Raw genomic sequence first — 24,963 nt, 5'->3', positions numbered from 1 at the left:
TTTTAAATTATTTCTAAAATTTTTTGTCGTGAAGTAAATCCTGAAACAATTCTGACGCGCGACGGCGCGATTTTGAAATATTCGGCGATGGTTTTGATAATCGCTTGATTTGCTAAACCTTTGACCGGCGGCGCCGTAACCGACACTTCAAAATGAGCGTCGTCAATTTTTTCCACTTTTTCTTCGTGCGCTCTCGGTTTTGCTTTTACAAAAATCTTCATTTTAATTTTTTGCCGAAGCAACGAGATAGCTGGCAACAATTGCCGCGGTCTCGGCCCGCAAAGTTAATTTTCCTAAACTGACAAGTTGAAAATTTTTCTCCTGAACCGCTTTTATTTCCTCTTCATCCCAGCCGCCTTCTGGCCCAATCCAAACCCCCACTCGCCGGCCAACATCAACCGCTAATTTTCTTTGTTCAAAACGCGGCGCGCGAACTTCAAAAAATAAATTTGAATCATTTTCTTCGGCATGAGCCAAAGCTTCTTTAAATTTCAAAATCTTTCCCACTGCTGGCAAAATTCCCCGGCCAGACTGCTCCGCCGCCTCACGGACAATTTTTTCCAATCTGTCCATTCGCAAATTTGTTTTTATAGTTTTCGCAGTTATAACCGGAATGATTTCCGCCACACCAGCTTCCACCGCTTTTTCCGCCACCAACTCAAAATTTTCTTTTTTTAAAATCGCCGCGTAAAGAATTGGTTTCATTTCCGGCTCGGTCTCGTTTGCTTCCACTTTAAAAATCTTTATCCCCACGCTCTGCTTTCCAAAATCCATAATTCCCGCGCGCGCCTCTCTCCCCTCCCCATCGCCCAAAATAATTTCTTCGCCCGGCCGGAGATGCAAAACATTTTTTATTTGATTATAAATTTCTTTATTTGTAATTGATGTAATTTTTTTATCAAAATTAAAATTACTGATAAATCTGTGCACTTTCATAATTATTTATTGATTAAATTAAAGGCTACGACTCCAAAAGCTACGGCGACGTTTAGCGATTCCTTTTTGCCGCGCATCGGAATTTCTAAAATTTTATCAGTCCGGCGCAAAATTGCCGGCGGCAAACCCCATATTTCATTACCGACGATAAGCGCCGTTTTTGCCAAATCTTTTTTTGATAATTTTATTTTTTGATATGGGATTGAACGACGCGATTGTTCAATCGCCAAAATTTTATAACCGTCCTTCTTTATTTTATCAATTAACCTTGTCGTTTGGCCAACTTTTTCCCAGGCGATCCACTTTTCCGCGCCCAAGGCCACTTTACTGATTTTTTCATTCACGCGGCCAAACCGATCAACCGGCGCCGACGTAATTCCACACAAATAAATTTTTTGGCACCCTGCCGCGTCGGCTGTCCGAAAAATCGAACCGACATTATGCGTGCTTCTGATATTATGTAAAATCACAATCATAATTACATGCCGATCAACTTTTTTAATTTCGGCAAAGCCGCTCTCATGGCCCTTTCTCCCTCGGCAATGAATTTGTCGCTTTCCATAAATTGGCGCCAACCAATAAGAGATTGTGGAAAAACTTTCGGTTCAACCAAAATATCAGCAGCTTTAACTTTTTCTTTAGATAAATGGTGGCGTAAAATACTCAAAGAGTCTTCGACCGCCTCAAAAAATCCGATTTTTTTCTTTTTGACCAAATGGCAATTATCCAAATTAACGGCGATCACAAAATCCGCGCCTAATTTTCTTACCGCGTCGACTGGCACTGGTTCCGAAAGCCCGCCATCAACTAAAATTTTTCCGTTAAACTCAACCGGATTAAAAATAATCGGCACCGACAAACTGCTTTTGATAGCTAATGTGACATCACCAGTCTTCATTACTACAGGCTCCCCCGTTTCAAAATTTGTTGCTACGGCAGCAAAGCGCATTTTCAGGTCGGAAAAGTTTACGCCATTAATTTGTTTTCTTATAAACATCTCAATTTTTTTACCGCCGTTCAGCCCTCCCTTTAATGTAGGATCCCACATTAAATCAAGAAGCTGCCGCCAATTATTTCCTCTAGCTATTTTTTCTACTTCACTAACATCGCCGGTTGTGGCGTAAATTCCGCCGATCAGTGCTCCGATACTTGAGCCCACAATACAATGAATTGGAATATTATTTTCCAAAAGAACCTTAATCACTCCGATGTGCGCCAGACCCCTAGCTCCTCCGCTCCCCAATGCTAAACCGACTTTGTATTTTTTATTTTTCTTCTCCCCAAAACACATAAAAATAAAATTATTTATTCAAGCTCCAAATCACATAAGTTAAATAAGTTGCGAAAGTTGTCCAGGCGGCGTACGGCATAAAAAGCGTTGAAGCCAGACGCGAAACGGGCCAGATTAAAATAATCAAAACTACAACACTAAGATCAAGAATTCCCGCTTCCCAAACTGCGGCGTAAAGCCAATGACGATTGAAAAATAAAAAACTCCAAAAAACATTTAATAAACCATTTAAAATAAAAAATCCTAAAACCCACCAAAACCTTCCATCACGAGGCGCTTTTTGCCAGAAAATAATTGCGGAAATTGCTGTCAAAATAAAAATTATTGTCCAGACCGTGCCAATCACTGAACCCGGCGGCGTGAAGCTCGGCAAGTTAATTGTTTTGTACCAATCCATTCCTCCGCCCGTGAGCCAAGAGCCGAGCGCGGCCACGGCAAAAACTGCAATCGGAATAAAAATAAAACTCATCTTCATTCTCATATTTTCAAATTTAATAATTTTTACCGGCCAACTGCCCGCAGGCGCCTTTCACTCCGCGGCCAAAACGATAACGCTCGGTCGTGGAAACACCGGCGCGCCGCAAAATTTCCTTAAATTTTTGGACCGCCTCTTTTTTCGACGGCAAAAAATCGCCTGTCGGATTATATAAAATTAAATTTACAAAAATTAGCTGTCGCGGAAGCTGACTCAAAAGCGCGGCCAATTCTCTCGCGTGTTCCGGCCGATCATTAAAATTTTTAATCATTAGATATTCAAACATTATTTTTCTACTTGTCGCCTCAAGATATTCTCCAACCGCCGCCATAATTTTCTTGATACTATATTTTTTCCCAGCAGGCATAATTTCGTTTCGCAGCTTATCATTCGGCGCGTGAAGCGAAATTGCCAAATTAATTTGCATTGATTCTTTAGAAAGTTTTCTTATTCCTTCCACAACTCCAGCAGTGGAAATGGAAATATGGCGGGCGCCAATACCCAATCCTTCTTTATCATTTAAAATTTTGATAGCGGCCAATACGTTTTCATAATTTAAAAACGGTTCGCCCATTCCCATAAAAACCACGCTGTCCACTTTTTGTTTTTCTTTTTTTAATAATCTCGCCGAACACAGAACCTGTTCAATAATTTCTCCGGGCAAAAGATTTCTTTTAAACCCCATCTTCCCTGTGGCGCAAAAAGCACAATTCAATGGACAGCCAACTTCGGAGGAAACGCAAACAGTATTTCGATCTTCATGGCGCATTAAAACCGATTCAATTTTAAAATCATCCGTGAGCGTAATTAAAAATTTTATTGTCGCGCCGTCATCGGAAATAATTTTTTTAAAATCAATTTTAAGCGGACATTCTTCATTTAATTTTTCACGTAACGCCGCCGGCAAATTAGTTGCTTCATCCCAATTTTCAATCAATTTAGAAAAAACCGCCTCTCGCGCCTGTTTTACGCGATAGGTCGGTTCATCCGCAAAAATTTTCTCTAATTTTTCTAAGTTCATATTTTAATGGCCATATTTTTTTTAAACTGCCCGACGCGCGTCCGCTCGAGTGCCGCCAAATATCCGCCGACTTTTAATTTTCTTCCCAAATCGCGGGCCAGCGCCCTGACATAAAATCCCGAGCCGGAGATAATTTTAATTTTGAGCAACGGCCATTTATATTTTATAATTTTTATTTTTTTAACTTCCACCGGACGTTTTATTAATTTCGGCGATTGTCCCCGCCTCGCCATTTTATAAGCTCGCACGCCGCCGATTTTTATCGCGCTGAAATTCGGTGGTAATTGCATAATTTTTCCACTAAACTTGGCTAATGCTTTTTCCACGTCAGCTCGCGATGGTTTTTTTACAAACTCCACGACTGATTTTTCTCCAGCCTCATCGTCTGTCGTGCTTTCCTCGCCAAACCGAATCGTCGCCATATATTCTTTTTCCAATTCCACAATTTCATGTAATTTTCTCGTCGCCTCACGGCCAATACCAACTACCAAAACTCCGCTAGCCAGAGTATCTAGAGTTCCGGCGTGACCGATTTTTTTAATACCGGAAATCTTCCGCAACTTATGGATTACATCAAAAGATGTCGGGCCTTTTGGCTTTCGGACGGCAATGATTCCATTTTTTATTTTTTTTTCCATTTTTATGGTTGCAAAATATCTTCAGTTCGTCCATTAATGGAAATCACCACGTCCGTCACGGTCGGAAATTGTTTTAAAGTTTCCCTGATTTGCGACGCGATAGCCGCAACCCGGCATGATCCGCCGACCTGAAATTCCAATTGCTCATCAAAATCAACATTGGCGATGCCGTTCGCCACAACCAAACTCTGGATCTTCACTCCCGGATTAATGCTCGTAAAATATCCTTCTGCTTTTTCGGCGTCAGTTGGCCCGGATAAAAGTTGCTCTAATGCGGCGCGCGCCACAGCTTCAGTTTTCGGAATTGTTCTTTCTACCGCGAAATTTTTCTGGCAATCCAAAACTTCCGGGTCAAAAATGCTGTTCCCAAAAAATACTTTCACAGTCATCGTTTCTTCTGCGTTCGTGTTTGCCGGCTGATTTACCAGCAGAATACCGCAACCTTCATTTGGTTTTGCCGCGCTCGGATTTCCGTGCTTTACCCATTCGCCATTTTCGCAAATCCAGCTGTCTTCTTCACTAAAAAATCTCACACCAAAAATTGCTGCTGCGGCAACAATCATAACTACTAAAATAACTAGAATTGTTTTGTTCATAATTTTTTAAAATTAACTATTTTTAAAATTTATAAATTACATCTTTCCTTTCCACCACAATCTCCCAACCAGTACGGCGTGCATGGTCGTATAATTTTTTATTCGGATTAAAACAAATCGGCCGGTCAACCATTTTCAAAAACCTGATGTCGCTTTCCGTGTCGCCAACCCCAACCGAACCATGAAGCGTCAGCCCCTCTTTTTCTATGGCTCGCCGCAAAACTTTTGATTTATCAGAAATCAAATCTAAATAAAGAACTTCGTCAGTAAATTTTCCTCGTTTGTCTGTTTTATAAATCCGCCCGTAAACTTTACTAAAACCAAGTTTCTTACAAAACGCTTCCACAATTTCCCGGGGCGAATGTGAAATAGCAAGCAAATAATAATTTTTCTTTTTTAAATCGCGAACCAAGTCGCGAGTAAAACGATAAACACGATTATGATGAAAAGCAATAACTTTTTTCGCCACTTTTAAAAATTTCTCTCGGCTAACGCCTTTAATACTTTTATTGTAAGCCAAAACTACTCCGCCGATATATTTATCATAAATATCTTTTCGATCCAACCAATTTTTATAATCCCGCGCGTAAATTTTTCTTAAACGCGCAGAAAATAAACCTTCAGCAATCATTGCCTCAACAAGTTCAATTAATAAACTGGAGCGAAAAATTGTTCCGTCAATGTCGAAAATCGCGACTTTTTTCATAAAACCTAAGTCTTTCTTATAATTGTAAGCCTCTGATAAATATGTTTATTTTCTGTTTTTATATCTTCAAAATAAAAAATATAATCGTTATCCGCGGCTTGAATTAACTCTTTAAGTGCCGTCTCTAAAGCTTTCCGCCAAGCGCGAAAATCTCTTCTTCCTCCATTTTTATTTCCGAAATCGACTACTTCACTTTTAAAAACTGGATAAAATACTGCTCGGCCGCCGGGCTTAAGATGCCTCAAAGCTGATTCAACGGTTGCCCCGACTTTTTGCCGCAAAAGTTCAAGATTTTCTCGTGCGACACCTCGCTCATCAATAAAAACTTGGTCTTCTTCATTCGCAATCGTGTATGGCGCGCTGCTGTGCGATACAATCAAATCAAATTGAGGTTCCTGCTTCAAGCCGAGTTTTTCCTTTAAATTTAAATTCTCAAAATCCGTTCCACCAATTTTTAAATTTTGTTTTTGATCAATACCGTCAAAGCTCGTGTCTGCGAATTCCCCCCTATCCAAAGATACTACCTGACAACCCAAATTCATCTGCCTTGTTTTATCGGCAAAATTCGCAAATCTTCCGGCGCCTACATCTAAAATAATTTTACCAACGGCAAAATCTTCTTCCTTTAAACCTAAATTTTTAACGTAAGATTTAAAAACCCTCTCGCGTTCCGCCTGCCTTCTTTCGGCCATGCGCTTTTCGTCGTCTCTTACCTGCGCAAATTTTCTTTCAGAATTCATAAATTAAAAAATTAAAAATTTTATTTTTCCACGCTCTGCGCCTCCCGCCGATAATTGCAATAGTCGCAATCGACCGCCGCCTCGGGAATTTCTTCTGATTTCAAACATTTATGCGCCTCAATTAATTTTCCTTCAACCCAATCGTCGTTCCCCTTGTATGCCAAAATATCCACATCAAATTCCAATTTTCCATCAAAAGCCGCTCGATCGGTTTTTCCATTTACGTAAACAAAATAACCCGTGTCTGAAACTTTAAATCCATTTCGCCTCAAAAGCCACTGGTAAATTTCCATCTGCCGTTTGTAACCCGCACGATATTCTTCATCTAAAGTAATTTCTTTCGTCGTGCTTGTTGCTTTATAATCCACCACTATTAATTCCTCATCTCCATTCACCCAGATATCATCAACTCCGCCCGTTACTAAAAAATTTGTTGGCTCGTGGAGATATGTAACTCCGCCCCGAAGCGAATCGCGCCAGGCGTCCATTTTTTCATGCGCGAAAGGGATCGCGGAAATTTTATATTTTTTCATCAATGGGTGCGCTTCGTGTTTTGCTCGATGAATATCAAATTCTTTTTTGAGCAGCGCATCAACCGCGGAATTTAAAGTAAAAGGAAATCCCGGCGGGCGATCAATCCCCATCCGACGATCAAGATAAAAACATCTGGGGCATTCGGTAAATAATTCCAATCTTGAACGGCTTAGTCTAAACGGTTCCCGCGACTTTGGATCAAAAACATTTCTCGTTCGGCGAGCGTTATAATATTGAGACATAGTTTTAAATTAATTTTCAAGCGTTTTTATTCCTTAAACTTATCATAAAAACGATAAAGAAGGAAGTGCTTAAAAAATAACAAAATTGACAAAAATTATATCCGCCGATAACATAACTATAGTCCCAACTGGGGAGAAAAAGGAGGAAGCGGGTGGAGGAATTACTAGCTCCTGTTCTTTCTGTTTTGAACAAACACTACGAATTAGGCGAAAAACTCAAGCGCTTTGTGGAACTGTTCGGCGGGCATGAAATCCTCTGCACTGGGGAATTGCGCTTCGGCCAAATCCAATGGTACGGTACCGCGGGATTTGCCATCTACTTCAAGGGTCTTTCTGATGGCGTTTCACCAGAACCACCAAAGCCAATTTCCGGAGCTTGCGCCGGGAAAGATGGCGTCCTCGTAATTTTCCGTGAATCAAACCTGCCCGTAACTTCAACGTTCACTCACAACGGCCAGGAGTACGTCGTGGTTTGCAACGAAACCCGAGGCCGTCTGCTACGTCAGCGCGTGCTCTTCTTGGCCGTACTTCGCGAAGCCGTGGAGAAGCTGGCTAAGAAATAACAAGGAGAAAAATTCAAACTCCCGACGGGACATAACCGGCGGGATTTTTTTATATAAAAATAAGCTTCGCTTCTCGGGGACTTGGATTCGAAGGCTCCTCGGTGCCGAAAGGACAAAGCGACCGGTTCGGGGGCTTAGTTGAACCTTCGCTCACAAACAAGGAAAAGTACAGATTTTGCATCTGTACTTTTCCTTGGCTCGGGGACTTGGATTCGAACCAAGATTACCAGGGCCAGAACCTGGCGTCCTGCCATTAGACGATCCCCGAATAATTATTTTTAACTCACCACCGTCCCGCCAAATTCTTCCAAAACTTTTCCCACCTCAAGTGGTGGCGGCCCGGACGGCTCGGGCAAATCAGCCACGACGCCCGCTACTCTAACATCGCCACCCGTCACTTCTTTGATTAAATTTCTCAAAACCAAATTATTTTTACTTTCATTAATTCTTTCTTTATGAAAACGATATTTAAAACCGATCTGCAATGTTCCATTTTCAATTCCAATCGGCTGGCCGATGCGCAAAATAAAAACTAATGCCGGACTCCGATCTGCCACAACTCGCAAAAGATCAAACCACTTTTCCTTCACTTGTTCTAAAGTTAAAGTCGTTTCACCTGAATTCGTTTCTGCCAAAATTTCATTATTTTTTTTTACGCTTTCTTTTCCGGGCAAAGGTTTAATTTTTGGATGTATTTCTGAAACCGGAGCTGAAGGTTTTGACGACGGCGCAATGAATACAGCGGTTTCTTTTACCGCGGAAAATCCTCCGACAATTTCTACTACCGCCATTTCAAGAGGCAGCTGGGCAATATCTGAAAATTTTAATTCTTGTTTTTTTTCTATAAAAAGTTCCAGCCAGTTAATCAGTTTGTGCGGTTCAATATCTTTGGCAAATTGAAGAATTTTTTTCTCCGAATCTTCGTCGAGATCAAAAGCAAATTCTGCCAAGCTTCCACTCACTCCGGCAAGCAAAATTTTTCTCAAAAATTCCACGAGGTCGGCGGTGAATTGCGAGAGGTCAATCCCCTCTTCCACAAGTTTATTAACGAGCCGCAACGCTTTTTCCGCATCGCGCGTGGCAAGATGTCCGACAAAATCACCAACCAAATTAAAATCAGATTTTGGAATAACAAGTTCTGCCTGTTCGCGGCTGATTTTATTTTTCGCGTCGCGAAGCGCGAGTACTTGACCGAGCAAACTTTCAGAATCGCGAACGCATCCTTCAGAGGCGCGAGCAATACTTTCCAAAATACTCTCATCGACTTCCACCCTTTCCATACTCAAAACATATTTCAAACGCTCCACAATTTCCCGACGGGAAATTTTTTTAAAATCAAATCGCTGACAGCGGGAAATTATTGTCGCCGGAACTTTATGAATCTCGGTCGTGGCCATGATAAAAATTACTCGGGGCGGTGGCTCTTCAATAGTTTTCAAAAGCGCGTTGAAGGCCGAAGTGGAAAGCATGTGCACTTCATCAATGATGAAAACTTTGTATTTCCGGCGTGATGGCGAAAACTTGGCGTTCTGGACAATATTGTCGCGAACGTTATCAACTCCGGTGTGGCTTGCGGCGTCAATTTCCACAATATCCAAATCCCGACCGGAAGTAATTTCCTCGCACGAACTGCATTTATTGCACGGCTCTGACTCGCCCTCTTTCCGCTTTTCGCAGTTTATGGCTTTCGCCAAAAGCCTGGCGGCTGTGGTTTTGCCAATACCGCGCGGTCCGCAAAAAAGATAGGCGTGGGCAACTTTGTCGGTTTCAATTTCATTTTGTATGGCAATCTTAATATGGTTCTGGTTTGTCATTTCCTTCCAAAGTTGCGGCCGATATTTTCTATATAATGTTGTGGACATAAAAAAATATTATTCCCTGAGCGGAGCGCAGCGGAGTCGAAGGGCCTTCGACAGGCTCAGGCCATAACTAATTACTTGCCCTATCTTATACCTTTTTTCTGAATTTGGCAAATGGAAAACCCACCCTACTTAATTACGGACTGACACCCTTTAGGGTGTTATCCAAATACAATCATAACCGCCTAAAGGCTGTCAGTCCGATTTATTAAAAAATAAAAGACCCCCGAATTCCATGCCGAAGCACAAAATCCAGGGGTCAAAGAAGATCGAGAGTCCAAGGGTCCGAGTGACCCGGCCGGTTTTAAGGGCCGAGTTACCCGGGATCCGAGGACACTACTTGCGACGGACCAGACGGTCGCGGTCGCGCCATTCGTCGTCGAGCCAGCGGAAGCTCACGACCCAGAGGCCGCCGTGCCAGCGGAGGCCGGCGACGTTCAGGGCGGTATTCACCATGTAGCGCAGGACCGTGCCGGGGAAGACGAGGTAGAACTTACGCATCTCTTCCGGAATCTCGGCCCGGTGTGCGAGGACGAGCTTCAGATCGGCGAGGCCGAGGTTCGCCTTCGCCTCGACGGCGCGCCTCCGCATCGTCTTGCCGTCGACGGCGAACTCACCTTCCCGGAGGAAGGAGAGGAACTCGAGGTCGCCGACCGACTTCAGAGTCGGTTCGACGTCCTCGACCACCGTGTAGCCGAACTCGGCGGCGACGGCGGACGAGGGCATCTTCACCTCGGCCTGCCCCCGGACGACCAGCAACATTTGAGTGAGCAGATTGCCCTCGGACATCTTCTTGACGTCGGCGTTGGTCCAGCCGTTGCGGCCGAAGGCCATCGCCAATTCGTGCGCCTGCCCGGTCGTCATTTTGAACTCGTCGCTCATGACATGTTCTCCTTCTTTGCAACTGGTTCGGCTGAACCCTGTTGCTTCTTCTGGCCGGGAGACATTCCCAGCCAACAAGATATTATAAAATAATTTAACAGTTTTGTCAACCCGCACAATGTCCTTCCCGCGAAAGCGGGAATCCAGAATTATAAGCTGGATCCCCGGGTCAAACCCGAGGATGACAAAAAGGTTGTTCTTTTATAGAAGAACAACCTTTTAAAAATATAATTTTCTAAAAATTTACTCCGCCACACGCTTAATCACATTCTCCACCGCCGCCCATTTTGACGGCGTGTTTTTAGGAATCAGAATAACTGCCTCGTCGCCCGATTCACCCCTAAAGAAAGTTACAGGCGCTGTGAGCACTCGCCACTTTTTTCCGCCGGAGGCAACTGTCCAGCCGCCAGATTCTGATTCTTCGAGCATTCCGACTACACGATTCCGCTCAATCGGCCCGATTTGTTTGAAAAGAAAATTTCCGCGGGCATTGATAGTTAATTTTAAAATATCACCTTCTACCAATTTTGATTTTGAAGCATAGTTCGACGGCACAAGATATTCTTTCCCGTCGGCGCCAATCATATTTTGACCGTTGAAAACTCCTTCCATAATTCGCTCGCCCGATTCGCCGTAAGCCACATCCGGCTGGGAAACGGTTTTTAATCCAGCAAACATCGGCACGGCGGAAGGCGCGGCAGCAATATCGGAATCCAGAAAACTTTGTTTAATTTTTTCTTCAAACTTTGGCGCGTCCTCGCCCAAAAGACAATTTATTCTCCGCAAATTATCCTGCGTTTCTTTGACGATTTTTTTAATCAATTCTATTTTTTCAAAATTGAACGAAATTTCTAAATCTTTAAGTTCGGTTTTGGCCGGCGCGTCATAAATTTTTGGCATTGCTTCTGTTGGCATTCCCTCTATCGGCACAACTGCCGGCATTGCTTCGCCGAATGTTTCATTTTTATTTTCACTAACATCATTTGATGAACCAAAAAAATCGTTTTGATTTTGTCCCAACATAACTTTTCTTTTTTATTTTAATTATTTATTATTTTTTATAAACTCCGTTCCCCTGCCATTGGCCCGGCAACACTCGCCGGAGTTCCGAGCTGCGTCCGCTCGGAGATCTCGGCTTCCACAATTGTTTTATCGCGACCGTATTTTAATCTGGCAAGTTGCTTCAAGGCCTGCGCTAATTCCGCGTCGCCTTTTTGCGGCGCAAGGGTTTGCATATTAAAAGCCTTTGAGGCGGTGTTATCAATCAAAAGTTTTATGTAAGCCGTGTATTTTTCCACATTCAACAAATCGTATTCATTGACTGTTGGCGCAAATTCTTTAGCAATTGTTTCCACGTCATCCACACCGATTCGGAAAGATATCATTGTGCCGGCATTGCCAAAAACCGCGTCACGAATTTTTGTGTCATTATCTTTTACCAGTTGTCCGACATATTGATGAGCAATCGTAAGGCACAGCCGATATTTTCTCGCCTCGGATAAAATCGTGGCGATGCTGTCGGTGATGAAATTCTGGAACTCATCAATGTAAAGATAAAAATCATGGCGCTCGGCTTCCGGAAGTTCTGCTCGACCCATCGCCGCCATCTGGAGTTTGGAAACGATAATCAAACCCAAAAGTTCACTGTTCACTTCGCCGGTTCTGCCTTTTGCCAAATTAACGAGCAAAATCTTTTTCTTGTCCATTATTTCCCGAAAATCAAATCCGGAATGGGACTGGCCAATAATATTTCTCATCATTTCATTTTCCACAAAACGGCCGACCTTAGAAATCAAATATCCAAGCATTTCTGATTTATGAAAATCCGAAGTCTTGGCCATTTCTTTTTCCCAAAACGCGCGGACGACGGGATCTTTAACTTTCGCCACCCAGGATTTCTGAAAATCATTATCGGAAAACATTCTCGGAATCTCCGCGATCGTCCCGGGATTTGCTAGATCCGACATCAACGTCAGCATAACATTTCTCATGTTGTGTTCAAACATCGGACCAATCATTTCCGGCGGGAAAAGTTTGTAAAAAATCGCGATCATTTCCTGAACAGCAAAATCCTTTTGTGATTCATCTCTAGCTTCAAGCATATTCAAACCGATCGGCCGATCCGCGTCCGACGGATCAAAAATAATCACGTCGTCCAGCCGTTCTTTCGGCACGCCGGTTAAAATATCTTCAATCAAATCGCCATGCGGATCAACCACGGCCACGCCTTCGCCGTTTTGAATATCTTGTTTAGCCATGTTGGACAAAAGCACGGATTTACCAACGCCGGATTTACCAATAATATAAACGTGGCGGCGGCGATCTTCCCGTTTGATTTTCACCATTGCCTCCACTCCTCGATAAGTCGACTTGCCAAGAGTCAAACCTTCTTTTGGCATATTAACCGGTGGCGCGGCTTTTTTCGCCAAAAGCCACTGAATATTCGGCGCTTCGGTCCAAGGCGACGGAAAGTGGAAAAGACTGGCCATTTCTTCCGAGTTCAAAACAACTTTTCTCTTTTCGTAAAAACTACGATGAATAAAATTATTAATCACTCTTTTTAACGCCCGCCCGCCTGGCGCCGTGCGCACAAAACTATTGCCATATTGATAAATATTATATTGAGAAAAAGCGTTAGTGATGTTGTCCAAATTCATTTTCGCCCGCGCGGAGTTCGGCGACGACGAAACAATTCTGATATTAACATCAACTCCAGCCTTGCTGGCTTTTTCTTCAAGACCCTTGACCATTTCCTCTTCCATTGGCGAAAGGCGATAAATCTCCGGTTGAGGTTTCATCTGGTCTTCTGGTTTCTTTTTCCCTCCTCCAGAGAACGCTCTACCAAGTTCACCCAAAATTTTCATGAAAATATTCCCGCTGATCGATGACATCGCTTCGCTAAATTTTTTGCCTTGCTGCATTTCTTGGGCGATTTTTATGCCCGGCTGCCGCCACTCTTTGCGCGCGCTACGCAGGACAAATTGAATCGCCGCTCCCTCATCTTTTTCCAATTTTGACAAAACATTCGTCAAGCTGTTCATCGGATCAGTCTCCATCTTTTTATAAGTTTTTATCGGAAAAAAATGCGGGCGCTTGAAAGTTAAATAAGCGCCACGGATATCGCCCGTCGGCGTAAAAATATTATAATCTTTAACTTCTTCAATAAAAGCTTCGTGATAATTCGCCCTGATTTGTTGTTCAACGTATTCCTGCAAATATTTTGGCATGGCTACGTAAAAAGAAATAAATCCTTTATCGGCAACAATCTCAAAAGCAAGATAATCGGTGCGACCAGTGAACCAAGCACCAATTCCTTTTTGTGCCTTTAATCCGCCGATCGACGCGAAGAGCGATTCGGCCGTGGCGATTCCTTCTTGGATTGTTTGAACAGTAATTTCTCTCTTTTCTTGCGCCTGAGCTCTTTCCGCTGATTCTTTTGGCACAGTCACAAGTAAAACAATATTCCGGAAAGAAGTGGACATTTTTGTCCGATGATGCAAAAATCTTCTAAGTAAGTAAATAAAAAACCACGATCCCAAAAAAATCGCGGCAAGCGTGAAAACCATTATTCCGAGTGGACTTTCAATAAATCCCCCAACTTCCGGCGGTATTTCCGCGGTCGGAATGGCAATCTGATAAACGGAAAAAATAAAAATCGCGGCGAGCGCTGTCCTCGGAAACCATCCTTTTATTTTATGCCAAGTTTTTTTTTCTAAATCCTCCATAAAAATTCTATTCCATTTTTTTCTCTGACATCACTACCACTTTATCCGTTTTTATTTTTGCTTCCTGTTCCAGAAAAAATTTATTAACTCCGGGAATAATTTTTAACCACGCGCGGATTAATTTTAAAATTTTCCGGGCGACGACTTTACCCGCCTCCACCATTTTTTCTATTTTTGAAGCCGTTTCCTCACCTTTTTCCTTGAACACCGCTTGTTTTTCCGGCGGCATGGAAAAATAAAAAGATTCAAGATCTTCCTCTAGTATTTTTTCAATTTTAACTAAAGTTTCACTCTTCGCGGGCTTTTCCGTGACAGGATGAACCACGGCGGCGACGAGCGGCTTTTTCCCATTCTTCTCTTCAACTGGAGCAACTTTCTCCCACTCCGGCCTGGGCGCCTTTTCCCCTTCAACTTTTTTCTCGGGGATTGCAGAAATCTCATGCTCGGGAATCGCCTCCTCTAATCCCCCTATTTTTTCTATTTTATCTTTAATATCCATCTGTTTGTTTTACGTTTTATTTAAAAATTGTATCACATTTCCAAAATTTATGCTAAAATTAAGTTGTTGATAACTTTTATAAAATATTTTTTATAAAAACTTTTAGGGGGAATATGATAAAAAACGTCCTGGAATTTCGGAACGCAAAATTTTCTTGGGTAAATGTTACAAAAAATAGCGAAAAAGAGACTGAATACCTGCGGAAAAAATTTGGTTTTCACGAACTTGATTTAAAAGATTGCCTGCCGCCGCTTCAACGGCCAAAATTGGTAGTCCGTCCGGAGTATTTGTTTATGATTTTGCTTTTCCCGGTTTTTGACAAAAAAACCAGGATTCTCCACGCTTCGGAAGTGGATTTTTTTATTACCAAAAAAACGCTCGTCACGGTAAATAATAATGAGCTCATCCCTCTCCGGGAAATTTTTTCCGGATGCCAAAATGAAAAAGAAAAATGCGCGAATCCGACCGATCTGCTACACAAAATTCTTCACGAGCTCCTGATATCTTGTTTTCCCATGCTCGTCCACATTTCAACCGATATTGATAATGTGGAAACAAAATTGCGGTCTGAATTTGAAAAGGGAACAATTACGGAAATCCTCCGCATCAAAACCAACATTGTTAATTTCCGTAAAGCAATGCAGCCGCACAAGCAGGTCATCAGGGCTCTCGTCGCCGAAGCTCCGAAATTTTTCCCGACTCAGAAAATGAAAATTTATTTTGAAAACTTGGTAAACAACACTAAAGAAATTTGGGATCTTCTGGATAATTATAAAGACACAATCGACGCATTGCACGGAACCAATGCCTCCCTGATTGATTTTCGCATTAACGAAATAATGAAAACTCTGACTATCTTTTCCGTGATTGTTTTTCCGTTAACGCTTTTGGCCGCACTCTTTGGGATGAATACGCCTGGTATGCCTCTCACCGACCACCCTTACGGTTTTTGGATAATTCTCGGAGGAATGATGTTCGGCGCCTTGGGGCTCCTCTTCTTTTTTGAAAAGAAAAAATGGCTGTAAATTTATCGGCCATTTAACCGCGAAACTTTTTAACCTTTTGCCCTTCAGTCGTATCTTCTACCACATAACCCTGTTTCTCAATTTCCGCGCGCAGCTCATCCGACTTTTCCCAATCTTTATTTTTTCTCGCCTGCTCGCGTTCCGAAAGCAGGTTTTTTATTTTTTCAGAAATTTTTTCTTCTTTCAATATTTCCAAGCCAAAACCCAAAACTCCATCCATTGCAAGAAGTGTCCTTTCGGCAATATTGACCTCATCTTTAGAAATTCCCCGAGAGATGGCCACATTAATTTCTTTTACAAAATTTAACAAAGCCGCCAGCCCTCCGGAAATATTTAAATCATCACTAAGCGCCGCTTCAAAATCAACAAAATTTTTCTCTGCTACCCCGAAGAGTTTATCATCTCCGTCTGCTTTATAATCTACACCATTTAATCTTGTCCACGTTTCATCAATTTTTGTGATATTTTTTTCCGCCGCCCCTAAACTTTCAAAAGTAAAATTCAATGAATCGCGATAATGTGTGGAAAGTAAAAGATAACGAAGCGCCCGCGGGGAAAATCCTTTTTCCAAAATTTGATTCAGGGTATAAAAATTTCCTTTTGATTTGCTCATTTTTTCTCCGTCCACCATCAGATGTTTTACGTGCAGCCAATAACGGACAAACTGTTTTCCTGTCGCGCCTTCGGATTGGGCGATTTCTGATTCATGATGCGGAAATTTATTATCCTCACCACCGGTATGAATGTCTATTGTTTCTCCCAAATATTTCATTGCCATAGCTGAACATTCAATATGCCAACCCGGATAACCCTTTCCCCAGGGCGAATTCCATTGCATTATGTGTGACGGATTTTTTATCCATAAAGCAAAATCATACGGGTGCTTTTTTTCTAGGTTTACTTCCACCCGCGCGCCAGCGATAAGATCTTCCAGCTTGTTTCCGGACAACTTCCCCCAATCAGAAAATTTTGATAAATCAAAATAAACTGAGCCATTAACCTCGTAGGCATAACCATTTTTAATTAACTTCTCTATAATTTTTATCATTTCCTTAATATGGTCCGTTGCCTTTGGATATTTCCAGGCTTTCAAAAAATTCATTTTCTTCGCGTCCGCGAAAAACGCTTTAGCAAAAAATTTTGCAATCTGCCAAGGATCTTTTTTCTCGCGCCGCGCCGCGGCTTCCATTTTATCTTCTCCAGCTTCCGCGTCGGATGTCATGTGTCCAACGTCAGTAATATTCATCACTTGCTTAACTTTATAGCCTTTAAATTCCAAAAATCGCCGAAGCAAATCAGCAATCAAAAAAGACCGAAGGTTTCCAATATGAACATAATCATAAACCGTCGGTCCGCAAGTATACATTGTTACCAATTTCTTTTTATTTTTTTCTTCAGATAAAGACTGAAAAATTTCTTTTTGTTTTGTAAGAGAATTATAAAGTTTTAACATGACATGAAATATTTTTATTTTGATTTGTCAAAAACTATAACTTACAACAATATATTTCATCAATATAACCACCGCTTGCAGCACTAAAACTTAAACCCGCAATAAATTTGTTATCAGGGCATAACAAATCATAATAAGAGGCAACTAAACCGCTAACCGAATGCCAGCTACATGTCCCCCTTACATTATTGTCAGCTAAAAAATCACCAGTAGTTCGCATCGTTCCTACGACGTCCATTTTATAAGACGGCGCCGCGGTCCCAATGCCGACATTAGTACCATTATCATAAATTTGCGAATTACCAACCGTACTCGCACCCGTAAATTTTGCTAAATAATTCGCTGTTCCGCTACCGCCGACTCCTGAAGGAATATCTGTCCAAACCGGAGCGCCTGCGCCCTGACTTTTTAAAAATTGCCCGTTAACTCCCGCCGCTGTGAAAGCATAAGCCGCGCCAGTGCCATAAGCTACGCCGCCCGCGGTGGGCGCAGCCGAACCGCCCGTGCCTCCGCTAGCAGTTCCGAGAACCGCGTCAGCGCTCACCACTCCGCCCGCCGCTTTTAAAACGCCATTTAACGCACCTATCTTCAGGCTTCCAAATATTCCTGTGCCAGAAATATTTAAATGTCCAACTTGCGCCACGCCGGGGGTCGCGGCCTGCAACTGCACTGCCGCTGCTGCTGCCGGACAATTTGTTCCATCTTGCAAACAAACGTTTTTGCCCAAAACAGTTGCATCACCAACAACCGTCAAGGTACTGTTAACTCTCAACTCATCTGCAATCTCGACATAATTAGCAGGATAATCAATATCAGCTCTTAAAACTAAATTTCCCGCATCAACTCCGGGATTAGCTGAATCAACCTGTAAAAGGCCATGAGTTCCCAAGTGACGCATACCCATAGACTTGGCATTAGTTACGTCAACTGCGTGAATATAGCCTCCGCTTCGCGCCGTGAGTTGAGTACCAGAAACGAAAGAATCGCTCAAAATACCATTACTAAAATTAAACATAGCTTGGGCGTCCACCCACTTTATATATTTTGAACCATCATCAAAATAAATATAATCATCGTTGTCCGCCGCGCCCATCCCAACTTTTAAATTTCCGCCGACCGTAAGGATGTCCGTAGCTTTATCAAAGGTCAACCCAGCATCACCCGTAAAAACTCCGCCGTCGTTGAATTGAAGCTGCCCGTCTCCGCCGCCGGGCGCGACGCCCGCGGGCCAAGCACCTAAACAATTTCCTTGGATACAAAGCTGCTCCGCATTTAACACTCCATTCCCCTTATATCCTCCCGCTGGCGCACCAACTACTTCGGCCGAGGCATAAACTCCCTTGCCTCCCAAAAAATATCCTCCCCAACCGTCAGCTGCGCCAGATTCTCCATAAACCGCGCTACTGCCTGGACCGCTTGCTTGGAAAAATCCGCCATAACTTGCGCCGCTTCCTTTAACTCCAATCCCCAAACTGCCCGCCGCCGTAAAATAACCGCCAACATTTGCCACCGCACCGTTGCTTGTTGCTTCGCCATAAACAGCCATTACATTTCCAGCGCCGGTTGCTTCGCCATAAACACCACGAGCGAAATTAGTCGCACTAGAAGTCTTTCCATGAACACCGTAATTAATTCCTGCAGCAGCAGCCGCTTCACCATAAATTCCCTTGCCATTACCTGCTGTACTTACTCCCCTGATCGCCGGCGTTAAATTTGTGTTTGCGTTTATTTGTCCGGCTACGTCCAGTTTGTAAGCAGGATCTGTTCCAATGCCGACATTACCGTCACTTGTTAAAATTAATCTATTATCAGTTCTCCAAAAACGAAGTTGGTCTGTCGCCACATCGCGATAAATTGCCCAGTGAGTATCTATGGCCGGACTGCCAAAATCAAATTCTGGATTACTGCCCGGCGCTGGCAAAAGATAAATTCTCGGAGCCACTCCGCCAACCATTAAATTAAACGCTGTATTTGTTGTCCCAATTCCCACATTACCAGCGGCACCAATCTGTATTCGTCCAACTCCATTCGTTTCCAAAGATAAAGGCACATTATCATTTGTTCCCAAAACCGCGGTTGGACCGAAACCAACATTCCCTTCATCAACAAAAGCACTCACTGCTTCCGGCCAATTGTTACGGCAATTTCCTTGAATACAAAGCTGCACAGCGTTCAAAGTTCCCGCGCCCATGTTTCCGCCAGCTGGGGCGCCGATAACTGCTCCGCTTCCAACAACAAAATTCCCGCCGATAGTTAAATCGCCTGTTTTAATTTGCGCCCCCGCGCCAACATTAATTGGAGCTGGAACATTATCACCCGGCGGCAGGGCCGACGGCTCGGTCCATGCAATTGCTTGCGCATAACGTAAACCAAGACCACTAGCTATGCTAAAAATAATAAGGACCAATGAAATGAAAAAAAGTCTTTGGCGCATAATTTATAAACTTTATTAACTTTATTAAGTATAGCATAAAAAAACAAATAAAAAAACCGCCGGACTCGCGATATGCTCGCTTGTCCGGCGTAACCTCCATTATTTTAGCCCTTCTTTCCTGCCAATCCCTCGTCGTGTGTTGCGTGTTCTGCTGCGTAGACCTCGGGAGAAAACCCCTCCTTGCAGTGTTGGCAGTAGACTACGGGTTCAGACGACGAAGAGTCATGAACAGTCTCACCCGGGACCGGTTTGGGAGGAGGCGCTACAACCGATGCCCGCCCTCCTGCCGGAGCCCCGACAATAGTCGGTGTGTGTGGCGCGGCTTTGGGGCAACTCGCCTTGTGCGCGTCGAACGCGCCGCGATCGGGAAATTTCCCGCCGCAAGCCGCGCAAGTGATGCTCCCAGCGGCGTCCTGAAAAGTGTCATCCGCTCCCAAGGTAAGCCGCTGAACGGTTTCCTCCCCGTCTGAAGTGTCGTCCTCCAGAGCTCCGAGTTGCGCTGCCCAAAGGGCGAGTTCGTGTTCGCGGTGGGCGCACACTTCTTCGCGGTCGGCAATAGCTACCTCCCGCTTATCAAGAGCCGCAACAATTTCTTCCTTGCGCTTGGCGCGGCTGATGATGCGTTTTGCCTTCTCAAGTCCGCCAGCAGCTTCAAGCGTATGTTCTGCCGCTCCAAGCTGCCCTTCGAAGTCGGTTCGTTCCTGTCTCAGTTGATCTTGAAGCCGGTGCAGTTCTTCTTCCCTGCCCCCAACTTCCTCTTCGCGGCGAGCGAGAATCCTCTCTGCTTCGTCTGCGGCGCCCTTTCGACTTTCTGCTTCTTCTGTCTGTCTCGTGGCCGCAGCTTCGCGAGTCTCGGCTTCTCTGACGCGTTGCGCCGCGTCTTCCGCGGCGCGCTTCGCACTCTCCTCGCGAGTCTCGGCTTCTCTGACGCGCCGATCAGCTTCTTCCCTGTCTCTCTGGATCGCGGGACTATCTTCTTCAAGAGTCCGCAATCCAGCTTCAACCTGCGCTCTCTTCTCTTCCAGATCGCGCTGTGCAGCAAGGAATTCTTCCTTGCCGCGCGCGACAGCAACGCTCTCTGTTCTCAGGCGTTCTTCTTCGGCCCGGACATGCCCGCGGAAAGCTTCGCTGCGTTCCAGGAGTCCGCGCTCGGCTTCATGAATTTCGTCATCACGGCGGGTGCAGAAAGCTTCCCTTTCTTCCACGGCTCGCTTCGCCGTGGCAAGTTCTTCTTGCTCCCGCTTCAGGGTTGCCTCGCGCGTCGCAAGATCATTGCCCAAACGCTCCTGCTCGCTCTTCTGCTCTTGCAGTTTGGCTTGCAGGTCGTCTGCCTCTCGCTTCTGTTGATCGAGTTCCTTCGCTAGTTGGTCAAGCTCTGCGCCGCGCTGCTTGTTCTTCTCGGCCTGTTCCAAAACGCTCGGCTGGACAAGCCGGACAAGGCGATCAAACTTCTTCTCGTTCTTGCCCTTGCGGGACAAGATGGCGAGAATGATGAGCACAAACACGAAAGCGGTGACGGCAACTGCCAAAACGATGTGGTTGAAATTCGTCTTCTGAACTTCAATCTGCTTCGGCTGTCGGGAAAACACCGCCCGGAAGTCCGCCTGGGATTCGCTGTACTTGCCTTGAAGCTCAGCCTTCGCGGCAACGAGCGATTCGTTCTCGCTCTGGAGATTGTCGCGTTCCTGCGCGAGGGCCGCAAGCTCGGACTTCTCCGTCTCGCGCGCCTTCCGCAATTGAGCCATCTCCGCGCGGAGCGCCACAACTTCGGCGTTCAGCCGAACACTCTCAGTCTGGAGCGTGGCGCGGGGCACGGGAATGACAAGCGTCTTGCCGGCAATGAGGTATGGCCTTGGCCGACCGCAGAGAGCTTGGCGTTCGCCATTACGCAACGTGACTGTGTGCGGATTACCGCAGCTCATCCCATAGGCCGAGCGCGGATTGGCTGCCAAAAGCTCTTCCTGGGTCAAACCGAATTGCGCTGCCACCCGAGGCAGCCGATCTCCCCATTGGACAAGGTAGGTCTGGGATTCCCCTGTCTCATCGGCAGGCTGATCCGCCGAAGCGGAAGCCGTTCGGATGAGCCCGAATACCAGAACGAAAAGGACAACCACCTTTTTCATTGTTTCTCTCCTTTGGCCCAATGGCCAAGAAGCGAATTTCAAAGGAACGAAGCCTGCCTAGACGGCAAGGCGAGCCTACCCGCTATTGGGCAAACCTCACTATACTTAAATGTTTTTTCTCTGTTTTGTCAAGAGTTTTAAATAAAAAAACCGCCGCCGATATTTAGCAACGATTTTTACAATTAAAATGATAAAATTTACCTAGCAGCGAATTCTTCCAATAATTCCTTCTGTCGCTTGTTTAAATTAGTCGGTGTGACCACCACAATTTCTACCAATTGGTCTCCGCGACCGTAACTATTCAAATGCGGCACGCCTTTCCCTTTCAAACGAAAAATCTGCCCCGACTGCGTTCCGGCTGGAATAGTTAATTTAATTTTTCCGTCTAAAGTTTCTATTTCAATTTTATCGCCAAGCGCCGCCTGCGAAAAATTTATCTCCACTCTACTTAAAATATCATCTTTCTTTCTTTTGAATTCTTTGTCCGGCACGACTCGCATCGTCACGAAAAGATCTCCGGATTTTCCGCCGTGTTCGGCTGCCTCTCCTTCGCCGGAAATTTTTATTGTTTCGCCATCATCAATCCCGGCCGGGATTTTTATTTTTAATTTCTGGCTGTCACGAACTATGCCCTTGCCACGGCAGATACTACATTCTTTTTCCGGAATTTTTCCGACTCCTCCACATTTATCACATGTTGTGACGGTTTGAATGTTTCCTAAAAATGTCCGCTGGACAACTTGCACCCGGCCCGCGCCGCCACAATTTGGACAAGTGGTAATTTTACTTTTTGGATCAGCGCCGCTCCCGCCGCAATTCTTGCAAACAGATGGCTTATACATTTCTAAAATTTTCTCCGCGCCAAAAATCGCTTCGCGAAAATCAACGCGCATTTCAACTTCAATATCCCGGCCGCGGCTTGCTCGCCCCCTCTTCCGCCCGCCGCCAAAAATATCGCCAAAACCAAACATCTCTCCCAAATCTCCCATATCAAAACCATTGGCAAATCCAGAAAAATCCCGGAAGCCGTCAAAACCAGAAAATCCACCCTGGCCTTGCGCGTTTTCAAAGGTGGTTCCGAATTGATCGTATTGCTGGCGTTTCTCCGGATTGCCAAGAACTTGGTAGGCTTCGTTTATTTCTTTAAACTGATCAGCGTTGCCGCCGTTTTTATCCGGATGATATTTGTGCGCCAACTCGCGGAAGGCTTTTTTAATTTCTTCCGCGGACGCGCTTTTCGAAACGCCTAAAATTTTGTAATAATCTTTTGCCATTTATTTCACCTCTTCATATTCCCCTTCTACTGTTTTATCTTTTTTATTATCCTTCTTCTCATCTCTTTTTTCATCATTATTCCCTGAGCCTGTCGAAGGGCCGCCGGCTGCTGGACCACCTTGCGGCGGCTGTTGCTGCTGATACATGGCCGCGCCGACTTTCTGCGCTGTTTGCGCTAAATCATCAGCCGCTTTTTTAATAGCTTCTTTATCTTCACTATCCTTCACTTTTTTCAACGCTTCCATTTTTTCTTCAATCGCTTTTTTATCTTCGGGCTTAACTTTATCGCCCGCGTCTTTTAACATTTTTTCCGTGGTGTAAATTATTGTCTCAGCGGTGTTTCGCAAATCAATTAATTCTTTTTTCTTCAAATCGTCGGCCGCGTGCGCCTCGGCTTCTTTTTTCATTCGCTCAATTTCATCTTTTGATAAACCGGTTGACGCGGTAATGGTAATTGATTGCTCAACGCCGGTCGCTTTGTCCTTGGCTTTCACATTTAAAATGCCGTTGGCGTCAATGTCAAAAGTAACTTCCACCTGCGGCACGCCGCGCGGCGCAGGAGGAATTCCCGAAAGCATAAATCTTCCCAAAGTTTTGTTGTCGGAGGCCATTGGCCGTTCGCCTTGCAAAACATGAATTTCAACTGATGTCTGTCCATCAGCCGCCGTAGAAAATACTTGCGATTTGGAAGTCGGGATTGTAGTATTTCTATTTATCAATGGAGTCAACACTCCGCCCAAGGTTTCAAGACCCAAAGTTAATGGCGTGACATCAAGCAATAAAATATCGCGGACTTCTCCCTGCAAAACTCCGGCTTGAACTGCCGCGCCAATCGCCACGACTTCATCCGGATTCACCGACAAGTTTGGTTTTTTTCTAAAAAAGTTTTCCACGGTCTGGAGAACCAAAGGCATTCTCGTCATTCCGCCGACCATTACCACTTCTTCAATATCTTTAATATCCATCTTCGCGTCCTCTAATGCTTTTTTGCACGGCTCCAAAGTCGCTTGAACCAAATCGCCGACCAGCTCTTCCAATTTTGCTCGCGTCATTTTCATTACCAAGTGTTTCGGGCCGGCCGCGTCGGAAGTAATAAACGGCTGATTGATTTCTGTTTCCATGGCGGTTGATAATTCTATTTTTGCTTTTTCCGCCGCTTCTTTAATTCTCTGCAACGCCAAATTATCTTTTGATAAATCAATTCCCTGATCTTTTCTGAATTCATCCAAAATCCACTGAATAATTCTCTGGTCAAAATCATCGCCGCCCAAATGCGTGTCGCCGTTTGTGGATTTTACTTCCACCGTGTCCTGGCCAATATCCAAAACAGAAACATCAAAAGTTCCGCCGCCCAAATCATAAACCACAATCTGCTGGCCTTTCTTTTTATCCAATCCATATGCCAAGGCCGCGGCAGTCGGTTCGTTAATAATTCGGCGCACTTTCAAGCCCGCGATTTCTCCGGCTTCTTTCGTCGCCTGGCGCTGCGCGTCGTCAAAATAAGCCGGCACGGTAATTACCGCTTCCTCTATTTTTTCTCCTAATTTTTCTTCCGCGTCGCTTTTCATTTTTTGCAAAACCATGGCGGAAATTTCCTGCGGAGAATATTCTTTGTCAGACATTTTTATTTTCACGCCGACTCCGGACTGAACAATTTTAAAAGGTGAAACTTTCATGTCGCGCTGAACTTCCGTGTCGTCAAACCTCCGGCCGATTAAACGCTTAATGGAATAAAGCGTGTTTTCCGGATTTGTCACCGATTGGCGCTTGGCAATTTGCCCAACCATTCTCTCGCCGCTTTTTGTTACAGCGACAACCGAAGGCGTGGTTCTCGCGCCCTCTTTATTTTCCAACACTTTCGGCTCGCCACCTTCAATGACGGCCATGCAGGAATTTGTAGTTCCGAGATCTATACCTAAAATCTTTGGCATATTTTTTATGATTAT

General features: G+C 44.4%; 23 protein-coding genes and 1 tRNA gene. 2 read left to right on the top strand and 22 right to left on the bottom strand.

The annotated features are described in order from the left end of the window. Positions 1 to 2 precede the first annotated feature (2 nt). The 11 genes from WC445_00810 to WC445_00760 are packed head-to-tail and all read right to left on the bottom strand — an operon-like array spanning position 3 to position 7,179. Positions 3 to 221 carry a DUF167 domain-containing protein gene (locus WC445_00810; protein ID MFA5128485.1) on the bottom strand — a complete coding sequence of 73 codons (219 nt, stop codon included), beginning with the start codon at positions 219 to 221 and terminating at the stop codon, positions 3 to 5. A 1-nt stretch (position 222) separates the two neighbouring features. Then, positions 223 to 936, bottom strand: a complete 714-nt coding sequence (locus WC445_00805; protein ID MFA5128484.1) for an RsmE family RNA methyltransferase — start codon at positions 934 to 936, stop codon at positions 223 to 225. Positions 937 to 938: 2 nt separating this feature from the next. Further along, on the bottom strand, positions 939 to 1,412 hold the full coding sequence (locus tag WC445_00800; GenBank protein MFA5128483.1) for a TrmH family RNA methyltransferase: 474 nt from the start codon (positions 1,410 to 1,412) through the stop codon (positions 939 to 941). A 2-nt stretch (positions 1,413 to 1,414) separates the two neighbouring features. Then, a complete protein-coding gene (locus WC445_00795; protein ID MFA5128482.1) occupies positions 1,415 to 2,227 on the bottom strand; it encodes a patatin-like phospholipase family protein in 813 nt (270 codons plus the stop codon). Between the two features lie 10 nt (positions 2,228 to 2,237). Next, positions 2,238 to 2,708: a TspO/MBR family protein gene (locus tag WC445_00790; GenBank protein MFA5128481.1), complete on the bottom strand. Its 471-nt coding sequence runs from the start codon at positions 2,706 to 2,708 to the stop codon at positions 2,238 to 2,240. 10 nt (positions 2,709 to 2,718) lie between these two features. Beyond that, a complete protein-coding gene (gene rlmN, locus WC445_00785; protein ID MFA5128480.1) occupies positions 2,719 to 3,723 on the bottom strand; it encodes a 23S rRNA (adenine(2503)-C(2))-methyltransferase RlmN in 1,005 nt (334 codons plus the stop codon). Further along, the gene (gene truB, locus WC445_00780; GenBank protein ID MFA5128479.1) at positions 3,720 to 4,361 is read right to left on the bottom strand and encodes a tRNA pseudouridine(55) synthase TruB; all 642 of its coding nucleotides are present in this window, start codon (positions 4,359 to 4,361) and stop codon (positions 3,720 to 3,722) included. Before truB ends, rlmN begins: the two co-directional genes overlap by 4 nt. A gap of 2 nt (positions 4,362 to 4,363) precedes the next feature. Then, on the bottom strand, positions 4,364 to 4,957 hold the full coding sequence (locus tag WC445_00775; GenBank protein ID MFA5128478.1) for a GerMN domain-containing protein: 594 nt from the start codon (positions 4,955 to 4,957) through the stop codon (positions 4,364 to 4,366). Between the two features lie 22 nt (positions 4,958 to 4,979). Then, positions 4,980 to 5,663, bottom strand: coding sequence for an HAD-IB family phosphatase (locus tag WC445_00770; GenBank protein ID MFA5128477.1), 684 nt, complete (start codon positions 5,661 to 5,663; stop codon positions 4,980 to 4,982). A gap of 5 nt (positions 5,664 to 5,668) precedes the next feature. Next, positions 5,669 to 6,403, bottom strand: coding sequence for a hypothetical protein (locus tag WC445_00765; GenBank protein MFA5128476.1), 735 nt, complete (start codon positions 6,401 to 6,403; stop codon positions 5,669 to 5,671). A gap of 20 nt (positions 6,404 to 6,423) precedes the next feature. Continuing rightward, entirely contained in the window at positions 6,424 to 7,179 is a 756-nt protein-coding gene (locus WC445_00760) for a PD-(D/E)XK nuclease family protein (GenBank protein MFA5128475.1), read from the bottom strand. Positions 7,180 to 7,331: 152 nt separating this feature from the next. On the opposite strand from WC445_00760, the gene WC445_00755 reads away from it, so the two are divergent. Next, on the top strand, positions 7,332 to 7,742 hold the full coding sequence (locus WC445_00755; GenBank protein MFA5128474.1) for a hypothetical protein: 411 nt from the start codon (positions 7,332 to 7,334) through the stop codon (positions 7,740 to 7,742). 194 nt (positions 7,743 to 7,936) lie between these two features. Here the strand turns inward: WC445_00755 and WC445_00750 are convergent. From WC445_00750 to WC445_00725, 6 genes are all read right to left on the bottom strand, one after another. Beyond that, a tRNA-Gln gene (locus WC445_00750) sits at positions 7,937 to 8,010 on the bottom strand. Positions 8,011 to 8,020: 10 nt separating this feature from the next. Then, complete coding sequence (gene dnaX / locus WC445_00745) at positions 8,021 to 9,604, bottom strand: DNA polymerase III subunit gamma/tau (GenBank protein MFA5128473.1); 1,584 nt, start codon at positions 9,602 to 9,604, stop codon at positions 8,021 to 8,023. 333 nt (positions 9,605 to 9,937) lie between these two features. After that, positions 9,938 to 10,483 carry a hypothetical protein gene (locus WC445_00740; GenBank protein ID MFA5128472.1) on the bottom strand — a complete coding sequence of 182 codons (546 nt, stop codon included), beginning with the start codon at positions 10,481 to 10,483 and terminating at the stop codon, positions 9,938 to 9,940. A 243-nt stretch (positions 10,484 to 10,726) separates the two neighbouring features. After that, on the bottom strand, positions 10,727 to 11,506 hold the full coding sequence (locus WC445_00735; protein MFA5128471.1) for a hypothetical protein: 780 nt from the start codon (positions 11,504 to 11,506) through the stop codon (positions 10,727 to 10,729). A 35-nt stretch (positions 11,507 to 11,541) separates the two neighbouring features. Next, positions 11,542 to 14,208: a type IV secretion system DNA-binding domain-containing protein gene (locus tag WC445_00730; protein MFA5128470.1), complete on the bottom strand. Its 2,667-nt coding sequence runs from the start codon at positions 14,206 to 14,208 to the stop codon at positions 11,542 to 11,544. Positions 14,209 to 14,215: 7 nt separating this feature from the next. Next, complete coding sequence (locus WC445_00725; protein MFA5128469.1) at positions 14,216 to 14,707, bottom strand: hypothetical protein; 492 nt, start codon at positions 14,705 to 14,707, stop codon at positions 14,216 to 14,218. A gap of 113 nt (positions 14,708 to 14,820) precedes the next feature. On the opposite strand from WC445_00725, the gene WC445_00720 reads away from it, so the two are divergent. Next, positions 14,821 to 15,732, top strand: coding sequence for a magnesium transporter CorA family protein (locus WC445_00720; protein ID MFA5128468.1), 912 nt, complete (start codon positions 14,821 to 14,823; stop codon positions 15,730 to 15,732). A gap of 13 nt (positions 15,733 to 15,745) precedes the next feature. Here WC445_00720 and cysS read toward each other — a convergent pair whose 3' ends face one another. The 5 genes from cysS to dnaK all read right to left on the bottom strand — a co-directional run bounded on the left by cysS (position 15,746) and on the right by dnaK (position 24,948). Then, positions 15,746 to 17,185: a cysteine--tRNA ligase gene (gene cysS, locus WC445_00715; protein MFA5128467.1), complete on the bottom strand. Its 1,440-nt coding sequence runs from the start codon at positions 17,183 to 17,185 to the stop codon at positions 15,746 to 15,748. A 34-nt stretch (positions 17,186 to 17,219) separates the two neighbouring features. Beyond that, complete coding sequence (locus WC445_00710; GenBank protein MFA5128466.1) at positions 17,220 to 19,619, bottom strand: hypothetical protein; 2,400 nt, start codon at positions 19,617 to 19,619, stop codon at positions 17,220 to 17,222. A 104-nt stretch (positions 19,620 to 19,723) separates the two neighbouring features. Beyond that, on the bottom strand, positions 19,724 to 21,763 hold the full coding sequence (locus WC445_00705; GenBank protein ID MFA5128465.1) for a hypothetical protein: 2,040 nt from the start codon (positions 21,761 to 21,763) through the stop codon (positions 19,724 to 19,726). A gap of 176 nt (positions 21,764 to 21,939) precedes the next feature. Beyond that, complete coding sequence (dnaJ, locus tag WC445_00700) at positions 21,940 to 23,016, bottom strand: molecular chaperone DnaJ (GenBank protein MFA5128464.1); 1,077 nt, start codon at positions 23,014 to 23,016, stop codon at positions 21,940 to 21,942. Further along, complete coding sequence (dnaK, locus tag WC445_00695) at positions 23,017 to 24,948, bottom strand: molecular chaperone DnaK (GenBank protein ID MFA5128463.1); 1,932 nt, start codon at positions 24,946 to 24,948, stop codon at positions 23,017 to 23,019. It abuts the gene before it with no gap. Positions 24,949 to 24,963 lie beyond the last annotated feature (15 nt).

Source organism: Patescibacteria group bacterium (assembly GCA_041650995.1).
In the GTDB taxonomy this organism is placed as follows: Bacteria; Patescibacteriota; Patescibacteriia; order XYB2-FULL-38-15; family XYB2-FULL-38-15; genus JAHIRI01.
Note: the sequence above shows the minus strand (reverse complement) of the source record. Positions and strands in the feature narration are given on the sequence as shown.

Excerpts from the sequence above, each read along its gene's own strand:
- WC445_00810 (MFA5128485.1), bottom strand. The coding sequence starts at position 221 with ATGAAGATTTTTGTAAAAGCAAAACCGAGAGCGCACGAAGAAAAAGTG.
- WC445_00805 (MFA5128484.1), bottom strand. The coding sequence starts at position 936 with ATGAAAGTGCACAGATTTATCAGTAATTTTAATTTTGATAAAAAAATT.
- WC445_00800 (MFA5128483.1), bottom strand. The coding sequence starts at position 1,412 with ATGATTGTGATTTTACATAATATCAGAAGCACGCATAATGTCGGTTCG.
- WC445_00795 (MFA5128482.1), bottom strand. The coding sequence starts at position 2,227 with ATGTGTTTTGGGGAGAAGAAAAATAAAAAATACAAAGTCGGTTTAGCA.
- WC445_00790 (MFA5128481.1), bottom strand. The coding sequence starts at position 2,708 with ATGAGAATGAAGATGAGTTTTATTTTTATTCCGATTGCAGTTTTTGCC.
- rlmN (MFA5128480.1), bottom strand. The coding sequence starts at position 3,723 with ATGAACTTAGAAAAATTAGAGAAAATTTTTGCGGATGAACCGACCTAT.
- truB (MFA5128479.1), bottom strand. The coding sequence starts at position 4,361 with ATGGAAAAAAAAATAAAAAATGGAATCATTGCCGTCCGAAAGCCAAAA.
- WC445_00775 (MFA5128478.1), bottom strand. The coding sequence starts at position 4,957 with ATGAACAAAACAATTCTAGTTATTTTAGTAGTTATGATTGTTGCCGCA.
- WC445_00770 (MFA5128477.1), bottom strand. The coding sequence starts at position 5,663 with ATGAAAAAAGTCGCGATTTTCGACATTGACGGAACAATTTTTCGCTCC.
- WC445_00765 (MFA5128476.1), bottom strand. The coding sequence starts at position 6,403 with ATGAATTCTGAAAGAAAATTTGCGCAGGTAAGAGACGACGAAAAGCGC.
- WC445_00760 (MFA5128475.1), bottom strand. The coding sequence starts at position 7,179 with ATGTCTCAATATTATAACGCTCGCCGAACGAGAAATGTTTTTGATCCA.
- dnaX (MFA5128473.1), bottom strand. The coding sequence starts at position 9,604 with ATGTCCACAACATTATATAGAAAATATCGGCCGCAACTTTGGAAGGAA.
- WC445_00740 (MFA5128472.1), bottom strand. The coding sequence starts at position 10,483 with ATGAGCGACGAGTTCAAAATGACGACCGGGCAGGCGCACGAATTGGCG.
- WC445_00735 (MFA5128471.1), bottom strand. The coding sequence starts at position 11,506 with ATGTTGGGACAAAATCAAAACGATTTTTTTGGTTCATCAAATGATGTT.
- WC445_00730 (MFA5128470.1), bottom strand. The coding sequence starts at position 14,208 with ATGGAGGATTTAGAAAAAAAAACTTGGCATAAAATAAAAGGATGGTTT.
- WC445_00725 (MFA5128469.1), bottom strand. The coding sequence starts at position 14,707 with ATGGATATTAAAGATAAAATAGAAAAAATAGGGGGATTAGAGGAGGCG.
- WC445_00720 (MFA5128468.1), top strand. The coding sequence starts at position 14,821 with ATGATAAAAAACGTCCTGGAATTTCGGAACGCAAAATTTTCTTGGGTA.
- cysS (MFA5128467.1), bottom strand. The coding sequence starts at position 17,185 with ATGTTAAAACTTTATAATTCTCTTACAAAACAAAAAGAAATTTTTCAG.
- WC445_00710 (MFA5128466.1), bottom strand. The coding sequence starts at position 19,619 with ATGCGCCAAAGACTTTTTTTCATTTCATTGGTCCTTATTATTTTTAGC.
- dnaJ (MFA5128464.1), bottom strand. The coding sequence starts at position 23,016 with ATGGCAAAAGATTATTACAAAATTTTAGGCGTTTCGAAAAGCGCGTCC.
- dnaK (MFA5128463.1), bottom strand. The coding sequence starts at position 24,948 with ATGCCAAAGATTTTAGGTATAGATCTCGGAACTACAAATTCCTGCATG.